The following is a 12225-nucleotide window of genomic DNA, read 5'->3' as shown; positions in this document are numbered from 1 at the left end:
ACACTTCGCGTTTATGTACTAAAGACAGTGCCTAATTGATTGTCGTCTTAAACTGCAACTTTTTACTCAAGTGGTTTAAAAGCCCAGTAACCTTTTCCCAGACTAAAAGAAAGATTGTTAGGCTTATCCGAAAAGTATTGAGGTGTAGGGGCCAAGCTGAACTGGTGCGAAAAGATTGATATTAGAATTCATGGCTTAAATTTTTCTATTGATCGAGTTCATGAGGCAAGCTTCGATCGCCTCATGCGATTCCACCGTTGACACGGATGTTTTGCCCAGTGATCCATCTGGCTTCATCGCTAGCGAGAAATGCTACTACATCGGCGATTTCTTGCACATCTCCCAGTTTGCCAAAAGCAGCCATTTGAGACAAATGGTCTATCTGTTCTTGGGTTTTGCCTTCTCGGAATAGTTCTGTATCGGTGGGGCCAGGAGAAATAACATTAACTGCGATCGCTTTTGCACCCAATTCTTTAGCTAATACCCGCGTGATTTGTTCAACAGCACCCTTGGTTCCTACGTATGCACTATAAGTTGGCAGCATCATCACCGTAGTTGATGACGAAAAGTTGATAATCCGTCCCCCTTCTGATAAGTGTTGCGCGGCTTGTTGGCAAGCAAAAAAAGTACCTTTGACGTTAATGGCAAAAATCGCATCGAAATCTTCTTCTGTAACCTGAGTAATAGGTTTATAGAAGGCGATTCCGGCATTGTTAACTAAAATATCAACTTTACCGAAGCGCTCAAGTGTTTGCTCAAATAGCCGTTGGATGTCGGGTACTTTGCTAATATCGGCTTGGATAGCGATCGCTTCTACTCCCAATTTTTCAATTTCTGCAACAACTTCCTGTGCTTTGGCTGCATTACCCGCATAGTTGACGACAATAGATGCGCCGTTACCAGCTAATTTTAAGGCGATCGCTCGTCCGATTCCCCTCGATGCCCCAGTGATAATTGCAACTTTTCCGGCTATTGATGACATAGATTAATCGAGTTTTATTTTGGTTCACCAAAGTACTATAGCAAGGTTAAATTTAGTCATTTATCATTTGTCATTTGTCATTAGGTGCAAGAGGCAGAGGGGAAAAACTTACTCCCTCATCTCCCGGTTGGTGAGCGAAGTCGAACCACATCTTCCCACTCCCCACTCCCCATCCCCTTAATTAAGATTCTGGAACGATCGCAGCACCATCTCTAAGATTGAGCAACCCTGAGATAATAACTTTATCTTCTGGCTGCAATCCTTCAATCACTTGGTAATTATTATCTTTGATTTCGCCTAGCTTCACGCGCTTTTGTCGAGCTACTTGTTGAGATACACCTTGGGGAGATGTTTCGGTTTCAACTACATAAACAAAAGTGTCGCCACCTACACGAGTCATTGCAGTTGTGGGGATTAAAATTCCGGGGCGCTGATTCCAAAATACTCTAGCCCTTACCAATTGATCTGCACGTAGCTGACCGTTAGGGTTGTCAAAAAGTGCTTTGATTAATATACCTTGTGTTTCATTATTAGCAGTAGGTGCAATGAAAAATACCCTACTTCTACCCAGCTTTTGACCTTGTGTATTCATGACTTCCACTGGCATTCCCTTACGCAATTGCGGCCCTTGCTGTAATGGCACAGAGATGTTGACTTCTAAAGGTCGATTTTGGGTGATATTAACTAATTGTGTGGAAGTATTAACTAAATCACCTACTTTCACAGCCATATTGCCAACTGTGCCACTAAAGGGAGCGGTAATTTTGTCAGACTGGATTTGTTGTGTTTGAGTATTTACATTAGCTTGCTGCAAGGTTTTTTCAGCCTGCAATATGTTGGATCTTTGGGCTTGAATTCTGGAATCAATTGCATCAAGACTAGTTTTAGCATTGGCAAGCCGTTCGGCAAATTGATTGCGAGTCTGTCGAGACACGGCTCCTTGTTCAGCTAGGATGGAATACTTTTCGTAGGTTTGCTGATACAATTGCACATTCGCAACGTAGGACGAGCGTTGAGCTTCCAGAGATTTGAGTACAGCGCGGGCATTTTCCAGTTGCAATAAAAATGCTGGAGGCGGAGCATTGTTAGGAGCGATCGCTGCTTGTGGTGTACGATCTACTTGGATAATTGCCGCTCCTTCGGCTACTGGATCTCCCGATTTCACAAATATTTGGGTAACTTGGCCCTGAATCCTTGGCTGGAGGATGACTGAGCGCTGGGATTTTAGGCTAGCAATAAAATCTGAACTTTCCTCGATTATGCCGCTTTGGACGGTGGATACTTTGACTCTTACCCCTTGAGGTTGAGCGTTAGTAGTTAAAGGCGCTGAATTTTGCGGAGTAAGCAAACGCCAAACGAGGGCTGTTCCACCCCCTAACAATAGTAGTGCAGGTAAAATTAACCAAAGCCACCGCCGTTTTCCAGAAGGTGGCTCAAATGAGGTTTGTGGAGCTTTTTCGCCAAAATCAGTTTGAGGCTCAGGGGATGTCATGGCTTATGAGGATAAGGAACAAATTAACTAGAATTCAATCAAAATTTCATCTGTTTATATTGAAATTACTGATTTAGCATGAGGTTTTGTGGCAAATTATGTGTTACCCCATCCAAATATACAGTTTTGATGATTCTGTCTAAATCTACCGAAAGGTTAATCCCTAATTTTCCATCCAGTGATTATGGACAAGCTTTCGTGATGCTGGCATACCCATGATTCCACCGTACAAAGTCGATTATATGTCTGAGTTAGTCAATATGTGAGTTAATAATATGGCTAGTTGACCGTAGCTCAATCCCTTTAGAATCTTTCTTGTCAGGCTTACGATTAGAGAATTAACGGCTAAACTCTGCTTCTGGCAAGTCAACAAAAGCCTTAGCAACAGTTACGTAATGTAGTAGCCCAAATAATTCAAGTTCAGGACTATGAGTAGATAAAGGTAAGCGAATACTACCAATGTCCTTTCGGCAACCAAGAAAAAATAATCGCCGCCTTAACTGGGGAGTACCGAAATCAGCAGCTAAAAGTACACCGACTGAGATGTTGTAACCCAAATTCGCCATCTTGTTGCAAATTTGCTGGTATAGTGTACCACCTGCAATCCCTTTGAGATTAGATACATTCTCCATAACGAAAAAGGGCGGGTATAAGTACTCGACAAAACGTAAAAACTCATAAATCATACCACCTCGATCATCCTGAAAGCCTTTTTGTTTACCTGCCTGACTGAAGGCTTGGCAAGGTGGCCCACCAAATACAATATCTGGTTTCTCAACTTCACCGGAGAACTTTTGCCATAGACTTAATGGGTTTTCTACAGTGGAAATATCATTTTCCAAAACGCAAATATGATCACCAAAAAAACCACGCAATGTTGCACAAGCATCTGACCAATTATCGAGAGCTAGCTTAGTTTCTATACTGCCTGTAAGATAAGCACCAATATCCATACCTCCTGCGCCGCTAAATAGGCTGAAAGCTTTAAGGGAACGATTTTCAAATCCTAGCGACTTTGCTTGCTGAACTAAAGATTCAAATACGGCTTCTGCAAGCGGTATAGGTACAGCATTACCTACCTGAAGCTGAGTACTTGTTAGTGTTCCCTCAAACTTCATCTCGTCAGGAACCCCTTGTAAACGAGCTGCCTCTCGCACAGTAATAAATCGGTTTTCATAAGGATGGACGAATTTATTGAAAATGTACCCCGTCACTGTTAATGAGGGTTTATCTGGATCAAGACGAATTATTCTTAAATTTGGCCCACCTTGACGATTTGGATCGTCCTTGAGATAAAACTTAAAGCTATTGTGCCAAAGTTCTTCAGGCAAATCCTGCATTTTTTGCCCAATTTTTAAAGCATCGATACGCTTTTGTACATCTGAACCAACCCGTCTAGCAATGTGATTTGCAACCAATTTACACGGACTATTAAAATTGGAAATTTTCTGAAATCCAGTCATCTCTCACATGGCTTTTGGTGAAGGTGATTATACCATCAAAAAGATTGTAAATCTCTTTTTCCGGTGGCAAGTCTGCAACTTTTTTCGCTTTTCCTGTTTCATCTAGTGTCCATATAACATCCTGAAGTTCGAGCAGGTAATCATTATAGTGACGTACAGCGTGAATGTTAGACAGCAAAGCAGTTTTTACTGCCATTTGACTATGTTTTGGCTTTCCTGTAGCAGCAATTTTTAAGACTTGATAAATTCCTTTTTTAATATCATCAGTTCTATCCATTCCTACGTTAGATTTACCATCAGAGACGGATTCGTACCCATCACCACTCTTTCTCACTGGCCAAGTTAAAGGTCTAGGAGTAGGTTGTCCACAAGCATTTGTTAACCAGTAAACAGCTTCAGGTATAGTTCCCCTACCCCGTGCTGCTTTATTATATGCAGAATAGGCAATATTCCAAAACTGAAAATATCGATAAAATAGTTGATTATCCATACCAAAACTTCTGCCAATTTGTTCGTATGCCCATGTCGAAGAACTATGGCTTGCTTTTACTCCTAAATCCACAAGTTCATAGTTCCAGTAATCTTCTTCTAACTTGGGCAAAATTATATGCAAGTTAGATGATGCTAGAAATGAATTGTCTGTAGGAGAATGCGAACAAGGTATTGGTTCTCCATTTTCTCCCATCTCGGTTTGTACCTCAACCTTCGCTGCTAAAGGAAGTGTTGTCAATGGTGCAGCTTTTACTTCTGCAAGTAAGACTACACTCTCTTTTTCATCATGAATTATTACGTCAACTGGTTCAGCACCATGATGAATTTTTAAATTCCTCGAATTAATTTTAAATAAATGCTTTAGAAATACACACAGCAAACGGCTTGTGGTTTTGCCAATAGTTCCAGATGGTAATTTGTTTGCCTGATGATAGTAAAAATTACCTTGTAAAACACATCTTGGGCAAGTATTAGTGTATGGGTAAATTAATAGAGGAATATTATTTACTGGACAATAAAGCCATCCTTTATTGGTTAATTTTGTATAATATTCAGCAGCTACAATCAGGTCAAAAGCTGCTGCCAGCGATATACCAGGATTGGTAACAGTGCGTTTGGAATTTTCCAAAGCTTGTTCAACCAGTGCGTTTGGCATTTTCCAAAGCTTGTTCAACCAAAATGGAGGTTAATGCTTCTTCATGGGGATTTACTTCCAGAGCTTTAACTCTTCCTAAAAGGCTGACTATCCAATCGGACTTAATTGGTTCAGGTTGATTACTTTGCACTTTGCACTCTTTTTTAAAGATGCGATGTCTACGACGGGCTACATCTACGCATTCATACTACACAACAGCATAACAGCGATCGCCTTACCCGTCCTAGACATCGCCTGCGACGGTTAAGGCTACGCACTCATAGACAGCACTTTTGTTCAACTCACTGTAATAACTGTTCCCACACTCTCATTGGCCAATCTATCCACCGCACATACTGCATAAGTTCCCGCTTGTTGAACGGTAGCGAAGGTTGTGCCAGCAGATAAAATTCGCCCAATTGTCCAAGTATCGCCACTCAGCCGATAAAGTGTCCAAGAACGAACTGGCTGATTATCTCCGGGTTGCCAACTCAGTTTGCGGTTATTGACTTGTAATCCAATGGGTGGAGGGGGTGGTGTTGTATCCTGCCAAGGCAAAGTTGGCGGTAGCGCAGGTTTGTTATAAAGCAGACTTTGGAATTTATCAGCAATGCCCTGACTATTTTCCGTCAAAACACCGAGATTAAAGAAGATATTCCCCAGTGACAACCGTCCAGCTTGGCTACGACTAATTTTCACCTGCTTTTCAATCTCATCACTCTCTCGACTCTTGTTGCTTGGTTCTGTCAGATTGTTACCAGCGTAAACGTGTCTTTGCTTTGTGTTTACCTGTGTCCACCACTGTAGCAATGCCGAATAACTTTGTTGTGGTTGGTCTGTGCGCCAGTAAAGTTGAGGCGCAATGTAATCAATCCAGCCTTGTTCTAACCATTTTTTTGAGTCAGCATACAGCACGTTGTAAGCATCCAACCCAGTAATACCAGTGGGTTGTCCGGGGCGATAGATCCCAAAGGGACTAATACCAAATTTTACGTCAGGTTTGGTTGTTTTAATTCCCTGCCAAAGACGCTGTACCATTCTGTTAACATTGTCCCGTCGCCAGTCGCCAAGGCTGAGTGTACCACCGGCTGCTTTATATACAGCATAAGTTTTGTCATCGGGGAAAGGTTGTCCTTCAATGGGATATGGATAGAAATAATCATCTAAGTGAATGCCGTCAACATCGTAGCGCTTCACTACATCGAGAATTACGTTGTAAGCTCTGTCTTGAACTATTTTCAATCCTGGGTCCATCCAGCGTTGAGTTTTCCACAAATAAACGCTTTCTGGATTGGTAGCTGCTATGTGGGGACGGACTGTTTTAGCTGGGTCGGTGGAAGTACTGGCGCGGTAGGGATTAAACCAAGCATGAAGTTCAATATTGCGCTTGTGACATTCTGCGATCGCAAACGCTAAAGGATCATAAAATGGTTCTGGTGCTTGACCCTGAGTTCCTGTAATCCAAGCACTCCAAGGCTCTAATTGTGATTCATATAAAGCGTCTCCTTCAGGTCGCACCTGGAAAATCAGGGCATTGAAGTTTAGCGCTTGTAATTTAGTAATAATCTCAGTGAGTTCAGCTTTCTGTTGAGCAACAGAAAGTCCCGGTTTGGAAGGCCAATCACCATTCCACACAGATACTAACCACGCCCCCCGAAATTCCCGACTATGATTAACCCTAACGCTACCGACAGGTGCAGGTGTGGGTGTCGGTATTGGTATTGGTATTGGTGTTGGTATTGGTATTGGCTTCGGCGTGGGCGTTGGCGTTGGCGGCTGCACTAGGTAAATAGAGGCAATTTTTTCTGCTTCACCTAAATACACCAAAGCTTGATAAACAATGACTGCTACATCTGCACGAGTAGCTGCAAGATTGGGATTGAGTAATTTGATATTTGGGGAACTAACCACCAATCCGGCGCTAGTGGCAATAGCTACCTGATTTCTACCATATCCAGGAATCTGAATAGAATCTTGATAAATTTGTGGTAGTGCTGAGAGGAGGTCAGGTTTTACTTTGGTGGCAATTGTTAAGCCTGCTACCAAAGAAACTAAAACTTCCACCCTAGTAATTCGCTCGGCGGGACGGAAACTTTTATCAGGAAACCCGCTAATAAATGCTTTTTCGTAAGCTGTTTGAATGGCAGCTGCTGCCCAATAATTCGTGGGTACATCAACAAAGGGGACATATTGCCGCTTCTTGGAAACTGTGCCAAATGCCTTGGCGACGATGGCGGCAAATTCAGCGCGGGTGAGTGAGTTATCGGGGCGATATGTGCCATTAGGCGACCCACTGACAATACCACGTTGGGCTAAGGCTGTAATAAATAAGCGTGCCCAATGGTTTTGAATATCCGAGAAGGGAATAGCAATAGATACCATCGTTGATTGCAGCTAGCTGGCCTTGATTTTGATTTCCTTAGTTAATTTAGCAATTTTCTTGGCGTAGGCATAGCCAGCCGTAGGCATCGTTGCTGCAATCTCTTAGTAAACTTTCACTACTCAAGTTTATTTGGGAATTGGGCAGAAGAGGCAGAGGGGCAGGGGGCAAGGGGCAAGGGGGAGATAAATATTACTTCTTTCCCCCCTACTCCCTGCTCCCTGCTCCCCTACCTCTTCCCCCACTCCTATCTACTAAGTAGGATTTGCCGCTTGATCAGGAGGATTTGAGGTAGAACGCGCATTTAACGATAGCATCACCCGTGAAATGCCACTGAAAATAATGCTGATACCAACAAGTGTCCCAAGAAGCCAGGGTGCATTGAAGGGCCATTGGAACCAAATCATTGCGCCTAAGACTAGCGTAATAATGCCATCACCTAGTATCCACGTCCAGTTTTGTTGCGGACGTAACTGGAATGCCAGAATTAACTCGAATGTGCCTTCAGTTACCAAAAAAGTACCAAGCAACAGAGTCAGTGTGAGAATACCTGTATAAGGATAAACGAATAGCATTATGCCTGTTGCGATATAGAGTCCGCTCAATAGAAGTTTCCAAATGAAACCTCCGCGATCGCGGGTTTGAGTGGCGTACACTAGTTTTGTAAATCCGGCGAAAATCAAAATCGCCGCAATCCAGGTTTCGGCGAATAGGGTGGTGAAATTAGGCGCTGCGATCGCAATCACCCCTACAATACTTAGGAGAACACCAGTTATCAGCGCTCCATTAACATCCTTGTTAATATTTTTAGAAACGTCAGTTGTCATATAAACTTTTCCCTAACTCTACAATTACGTTAGGGAATTTCTTAGTCAAAGGATAGAACCCTAAGATAGACTCATCGGTATTAAATTTCAGCAGTAACTAGCCATCATAAGAGTTCTGCAAGACTACTTAGGCGCTCATAAACAGAGATGAGGCGATCGCCTTCAAGTTCAACAGAATTATTGGGATAATTCTGAATGGCTCCAAGAAGTGTAACTTCACCATTTTGTTGAATAGATGTACTTAAAGCACTTCGCAGCGCCTGCTGATCTAGTTGTCCTGCGGGGGGGTGAACTACCTCACCAATTTGGTTAACTAAAATTGGCCCTGCCCAGCTTGACAGTAAGTTATTTAGAAAGGCAGGATCGGCTTTTATTGGGGCTTTCAGTGCTTTACGAGCAACTGCCGGGTCTTGTTGGGCTGCCTCTAAATAAGCTTTTAGTGTCGGGGTAGTCTTGCCTGTTTCTGTAAACTGACTTAATTCTTGAACAGAAACTTGCCCCTGAAAAGTACCATACTTTAAAATAACTTGCTCGGCGGCATTAGCATTAGTACTTGAGAGGAGAACAAAAGCACCTAAGCCTAGAGCTACTGTTTGAGTCAGTAACTTAGTAAATTTACTATTGTTTAATCGATTGAAAATTTGAGAAATCTGCATTTTGTCGAACTTCCTAATGGTGTGGAGCATACATAGTACTACAGATACGTGATTAAGGACGTACATTTGTAAGCCCCTATAGCCAGTTTATTTGTTGCAAAAATTTTTGAAAATGGTGTTATCAAGCTTGTTCATTAAGACGAACCTAATGAGGTAATATTGACTGACCTTCGTCTAAGGTTGGTGCAGGTATGCCCAAATGCTTCCTTGCAGATTCTTCAGCTAGCTTTTGGTCTTGCTCGTTCTCGAACTGACTCTCATCTAGTAAATGAGGGTTTTTTGCTGCTTCATCTCGGCTTGGTTTATAGCCATTTTTCCACCTGTACTTTCCAGTCCATAATTTGAAAGGCAGATATACTGCGATTTGATTACCTAGTTCTTCATCGTAGGTGCTTAATGGAAAATGACACTCCTGCTATAGGTTGAAGAGGCTCATTCTGAGGGTACAAATTTAACAATCGCAAATATAATAACTATGGTCGAATCGCACTCATAAAAGCTCTAAGCTATGCATAATAAGCACTACAGCTTCTAAAGCTATTGAACAGTGGAGCGATGAATACTGCGTAGCCATAGCTTCGTTGTACCCAGCAAACACAGGCTCATGCTTTCATGGACAACACTGGCTGCTACTGCCGATGAGCGAATTAAATCTCCTCTGGGAGTTTTGCGTGTGGTGCGCGTTGCTAAGAACAGTCTGCCAGTGTCATCCTTAATGCCATGACCGGAGAAAAAGAGAACTAACAGATCATCTTTTTGACGATGGGCAAATAGATTTTCGATAGCTTCTTCCATATCTTGGCGCTGGGGATTTTTTAGCACCATAGTATCTGTCTCAGTAAAGCCGCCCATTTCTGGGTGTAACAGCACTTGCTGCATCGCCTCGACATCTTTTACAGCACCTGGTAGCGGGTTCAAACCAGGCTCATATTCACTCACCCCAATCAGTAACGCTACCTTAACCATCTGAGATTCTCTATCCTGCTACAAATTTCTGTGCTGCTTCAATTGCTGCTTCTAGTTCTTGCCGACTGCTGGCTTTTACTTTCAGTTTCTTGCCATTGGCCTCGATTTCGAGTTCAATGGTTTTGTTGCCAAGGCGATCGCTTAAAAATCCCATCACTGTTTTAATATTCTTGGCATTCACCTGCGCTGTTAGCCAACCCACAACCAGTCCTGTGAATGACTTGCTCCCTGCTGGTGCTTCTGCCTCCCGGTAAAGATTAGCATCTTCGACTTCATCCAGTTCCAGCATCTGTTGCAATAGTCTCTGCGTTTCGGCTTGCAGTTCATCGTCATCTAAATCAGAATTTTGCAGGGCGATGGTAATCTGGACGTTGGATGTACTCGCCATTCTCAACCTCTAATTGTGGTTAATGCTTAAATTATCACAAGTATCTTATACAATCCAGCTAGTAATAATTCCGGTCTGCATTGTCGTAAATACTAATTTTGACAATATACATAGTGTGTTATGAGTAGAAAGCATACTAAAAAGTAAAAATAGATACCATTGCAGACCACAGCAAGCTAGGCTTTGTGTATTCACAAAACAGTTACTCTTAACCAATATCTCTATAGATAGAACTAAAAAAGCTAATTTTAGGATAATTCCATCTATAGACTCACGCAATTAAAACTAAAAAGGTTAATACTGAAAAATAACTTTACCATCCTAAAACCTGGTTGTAATCAAAAATTATAGTCCAGTAGCAAATAGAGAAAATAGTACAAACAATGGCAACTTCTACAGACCGCGCTCAAGAGATTCAAAAGCTACATGAACTAATCAAAGATATTGATTATGGTATGTTTACCACAGTCGATGATGATGGAAGTTTGCATAGTTACCCGATGTCAAAAAGTGGTGAGATTAACTCTGAAGCCACACTCTGGTTCTTTAGCTATGCTAGTTCCCATAAGGTGACTGAGATTGAACACCATGAGCAGGTAAATGTTAGTTTTTCGTCACCCGAACAGCAGCGATACGTTTCTATCTCAGGTACATCACAACTCGTGAAAGACCGCAACAAGATGCGAGAGTTATGGAAGCCGGAACTTCAAACCTGGTTTCCTAAAGGACTGGACGAACTCGATCTTGCTTTGCTTAAGGTGAATATTAACCAGGTTAATTATTGGGATAGTGTATCGAGTTTTAGTCCAAAAATAATTAATTTTTAACAAGAAAGAATTCAGGAGTCAGGAGTCAGAATACAGGAAAGGTATTCTGTATGACTGGCGGATGAATAAGTGGGTTTAAGTCCCCCACCAAATTTTTAATTTGGTGGTCAACAAGAAAGTGGCGGGTCTAAATCCCCCACTAAATTGATTCTGAATTTTGAATTTTGAATTCTGAATTCTGGTTTAACACCATTACGACTTTAGGTGAATTCTAGTAGTAATAAATTTACCATAGCCGTTGGTTTCGACTTCGCTCAACCAACTGAGTGGTCGAGAGTTGAGCGAACTTGTACTGAGCAGAGTCGAGGTAAGTCGAAGTAGTCGAAACTCGTCAAGGTATGTATTTTTTCATCAATTGGGCATTGGGAATTGGGCATGGAGAAGAAGCAGGGGAGCAGGGGAGAGAATACAAAATTACATCTTTCTCCTCTGCACCCTTCCCCCTGCCCCTCTGCCTCTCCCTCATCTCCCGGTTGGTGAGCGAAGTCGAACCACATCCCCCTCATCACTTAAACCTCTCTGCATACAAAGCCTCAAAACCACGACCGACAACAGAATTTTTCAAACATCCTCTTACACATCCACCTATTTCTATGGATTTTTAATTAATTGCCAAAACGATGCCGGAAGTTACAAATTAATTTTTCTGGTAGCACGTAGTCTCCACAATGTAAGTCAGCAGACATAAATCCTAAATTACTGAGAAGTTCATAATGTTTAAAAGATGTCTTCCAGTCAAAGGTTCCAATAGTCGGTTCTAGGTTCTCAAAACAAGAAGAAAGTAGAAAAGTTGCATCGTAAATTTCTGGCGGAACTTTTGTCTGCGTTCCTGCTATACGCACGTCTCCTTGAAACCCTAAATCTCTGAATAGTTCTTGCCGAATTTCTTTAAGGTATTCGAGCTTACTATAAATATCACAAAGTATTATCTCTTTTGGATGTGGCAAACATTTCAACATCAGACGCAGAGAACTGATTCCTACAGATCCCACACCTATGAATCCCACTCGCTCTTGAGCCATGTTACGCCCAGCTTCAGAGCAAATCCTTTTAATAGCTAAGATACAGCACTTACGTCTGTTATAAGGTACAATAAATTAAAATATAAATACCTTTAA

At 42.0% G+C, this 12225-nt stretch carries 14 protein-coding genes; 3 read left to right on the top strand and 11 right to left on the bottom strand.

Annotated elements, in window-relative coordinates:
- Window positions 1-241: 241 nt before the first annotated feature.
- From HWQ36_RS11835 to HWQ36_RS11800, 8 genes are all read right to left on the bottom strand, one after another.
- A complete protein-coding gene (locus HWQ36_RS11835) occupies window positions 242-982 on the bottom strand; it encodes an SDR family oxidoreductase (protein ID WP_292702366.1) in 741 nt (246 codons plus the stop codon).
- Between the two features lie 181 nt (window positions 983-1163).
- Window positions 1164-2474, bottom strand: coding sequence for an efflux RND transporter periplasmic adaptor subunit (locus HWQ36_RS11830; RefSeq protein ID WP_292702363.1), 1311 nt, complete (start codon window positions 2472-2474; stop codon window positions 1164-1166).
- A 338-nt stretch (window positions 2475-2812) separates the two neighbouring features.
- A complete protein-coding gene (gene dcm, locus HWQ36_RS11825; RefSeq protein ID WP_292702360.1) occupies window positions 2813-3892 on the bottom strand; it encodes a DNA (cytosine-5-)-methyltransferase in 1080 nt (359 codons plus the stop codon).
- Window positions 3893-3905: 13 nt separating this feature from the next.
- Window positions 3906-5084, bottom strand: coding sequence for a hypothetical protein (locus HWQ36_RS11820; RefSeq protein ID WP_292702357.1), 1179 nt, complete (start codon window positions 5082-5084; stop codon window positions 3906-3908).
- Entirely contained in the window at window positions 5065-5214 is a 150-nt protein-coding gene (locus HWQ36_RS11815; protein ID WP_292702353.1) for a hypothetical protein, read from the bottom strand. Before HWQ36_RS11815 ends, HWQ36_RS11820 begins: the two co-directional genes overlap by 20 nt.
- Before the next feature lie 146 nt (window positions 5215-5360).
- The gene (locus tag HWQ36_RS11810) at window positions 5361-7445 is read right to left on the bottom strand and encodes a family 10 glycosylhydrolase (RefSeq protein ID WP_292702350.1); all 2085 of its coding nucleotides are present in this window, start codon (window positions 7443-7445) and stop codon (window positions 5361-5363) included.
- 252 nt (window positions 7446-7697) lie between these two features.
- Window positions 7698-8270 carry an HdeD family acid-resistance protein gene (locus tag HWQ36_RS11805; RefSeq protein ID WP_292702348.1) on the bottom strand — a complete coding sequence of 191 codons (573 nt, stop codon included), beginning with the start codon at window positions 8268-8270 and terminating at the stop codon, window positions 7698-7700.
- Window positions 8271-8374: 104 nt separating this feature from the next.
- The gene (locus tag HWQ36_RS11800; RefSeq protein WP_292702345.1) at window positions 8375-8926 is read right to left on the bottom strand and encodes an alpha/beta hydrolase; all 552 of its coding nucleotides are present in this window, start codon (window positions 8924-8926) and stop codon (window positions 8375-8377) included.
- Window positions 8927-9085: 159 nt separating this feature from the next.
- On the opposite strand from HWQ36_RS11800, the gene HWQ36_RS11795 reads away from it, so the two are divergent.
- A complete protein-coding gene (locus tag HWQ36_RS11795) occupies window positions 9086-9271 on the top strand; it encodes a hypothetical protein (protein ID WP_292702343.1) in 186 nt (61 codons plus the stop codon).
- 192 nt (window positions 9272-9463) lie between these two features.
- On the opposite strand, the gene HWQ36_RS11790 is transcribed toward HWQ36_RS11795, so the two are convergent.
- Window positions 9464-9892, bottom strand: a complete 429-nt coding sequence (locus HWQ36_RS11790) for a caspase family protein (protein ID WP_292702340.1) — start codon at window positions 9890-9892, stop codon at window positions 9464-9466.
- Window positions 9893-9902: 10 nt separating this feature from the next.
- On the bottom strand, window positions 9903-10280 hold the full coding sequence (locus HWQ36_RS11785) for a hypothetical protein (RefSeq protein WP_292702338.1): 378 nt from the start codon (window positions 10278-10280) through the stop codon (window positions 9903-9905).
- A 383-nt stretch (window positions 10281-10663) separates the two neighbouring features.
- Between HWQ36_RS11785 and HWQ36_RS11780 the strand changes: the two genes are divergently transcribed.
- Together HWQ36_RS11780 and HWQ36_RS11775 are read left to right on the top strand one after the other, a co-directional pair.
- Window positions 10664-11107, top strand: a complete 444-nt coding sequence (locus tag HWQ36_RS11780; RefSeq protein ID WP_292702336.1) for a pyridoxamine 5'-phosphate oxidase family protein — start codon at window positions 10664-10666, stop codon at window positions 11105-11107.
- Between the two features lie 338 nt (window positions 11108-11445).
- The gene (locus HWQ36_RS11775; protein ID WP_292702333.1) at window positions 11446-11712 is read left to right on the top strand and encodes a hypothetical protein; all 267 of its coding nucleotides are present in this window, start codon (window positions 11446-11448) and stop codon (window positions 11710-11712) included.
- Here the strand turns inward: HWQ36_RS11775 and HWQ36_RS11770 are convergent, their stop codons facing one another.
- Entirely contained in the window at window positions 11713-12129 is a 417-nt protein-coding gene (locus HWQ36_RS11770) for a hypothetical protein (protein WP_292702332.1), read from the bottom strand. It lies immediately after the preceding gene.
- Window positions 12130-12225: the final 96 nt, after the last annotated feature.

The sequence above is a fragment of the Nostoc sp. NMS2 genome (genome assembly GCF_017115105.1).
GTDB lineage: Bacteria > Cyanobacteriota > Cyanobacteriia > Cyanobacteriales > Nostocaceae > Nostoc.
The sequence above is the reverse complement of the archived record's forward strand: the minus strand, read 5'-3'. Positions and strand labels throughout refer to the sequence as shown.

Bases quoted from the DNA above. Each gene is read 5' to 3' on its own strand.
- HWQ36_RS11775 (WP_292702333.1), top strand. From the start codon at position 11,446: ATGTATTTTTTCATCAATTGGGCATTGGGAATTGGGCATGGAGAAGAA.
- HWQ36_RS11770 (WP_292702332.1), bottom strand. From the start codon at position 12,129: ATGGCTCAAGAGCGAGTGGGATTCATAGGTGTGGGATCTGTAGGAATC.
- HWQ36_RS11790 (WP_292702340.1), bottom strand. From the start codon at position 9,892: ATGGTTAAGGTAGCGTTACTGATTGGGGTGAGTGAATATGAGCCTGGT.
- HWQ36_RS11835 (WP_292702366.1), bottom strand. From the start codon at position 982: ATGTCATCAATAGCCGGAAAAGTTGCAATTATCACTGGGGCATCGAGG.
- HWQ36_RS11780 (WP_292702336.1), top strand. From the start codon at position 10,664: ATGGCAACTTCTACAGACCGCGCTCAAGAGATTCAAAAGCTACATGAA.
- HWQ36_RS11785 (WP_292702338.1), bottom strand. From the start codon at position 10,280: ATGGCGAGTACATCCAACGTCCAGATTACCATCGCCCTGCAAAATTCT.
- HWQ36_RS11820 (WP_292702357.1), bottom strand. From the start codon at position 5,084: ATGCCAAACGCACTGGTTGAACAAGCTTTGGAAAATTCCAAACGCACT.
- HWQ36_RS11805 (WP_292702348.1), bottom strand. From the start codon at position 8,270: ATGACAACTGACGTTTCTAAAAATATTAACAAGGATGTTAATGGAGCG.
- HWQ36_RS11800 (WP_292702345.1), bottom strand. From the start codon at position 8,926: ATGCAGATTTCTCAAATTTTCAATCGATTAAACAATAGTAAATTTACT.
- HWQ36_RS11830 (WP_292702363.1), bottom strand. From the start codon at position 2,474: ATGACATCCCCTGAGCCTCAAACTGATTTTGGCGAAAAAGCTCCACAA.
- HWQ36_RS11810 (WP_292702350.1), bottom strand. From the start codon at position 7,445: ATGGTATCTATTGCTATTCCCTTCTCGGATATTCAAAACCATTGGGCA.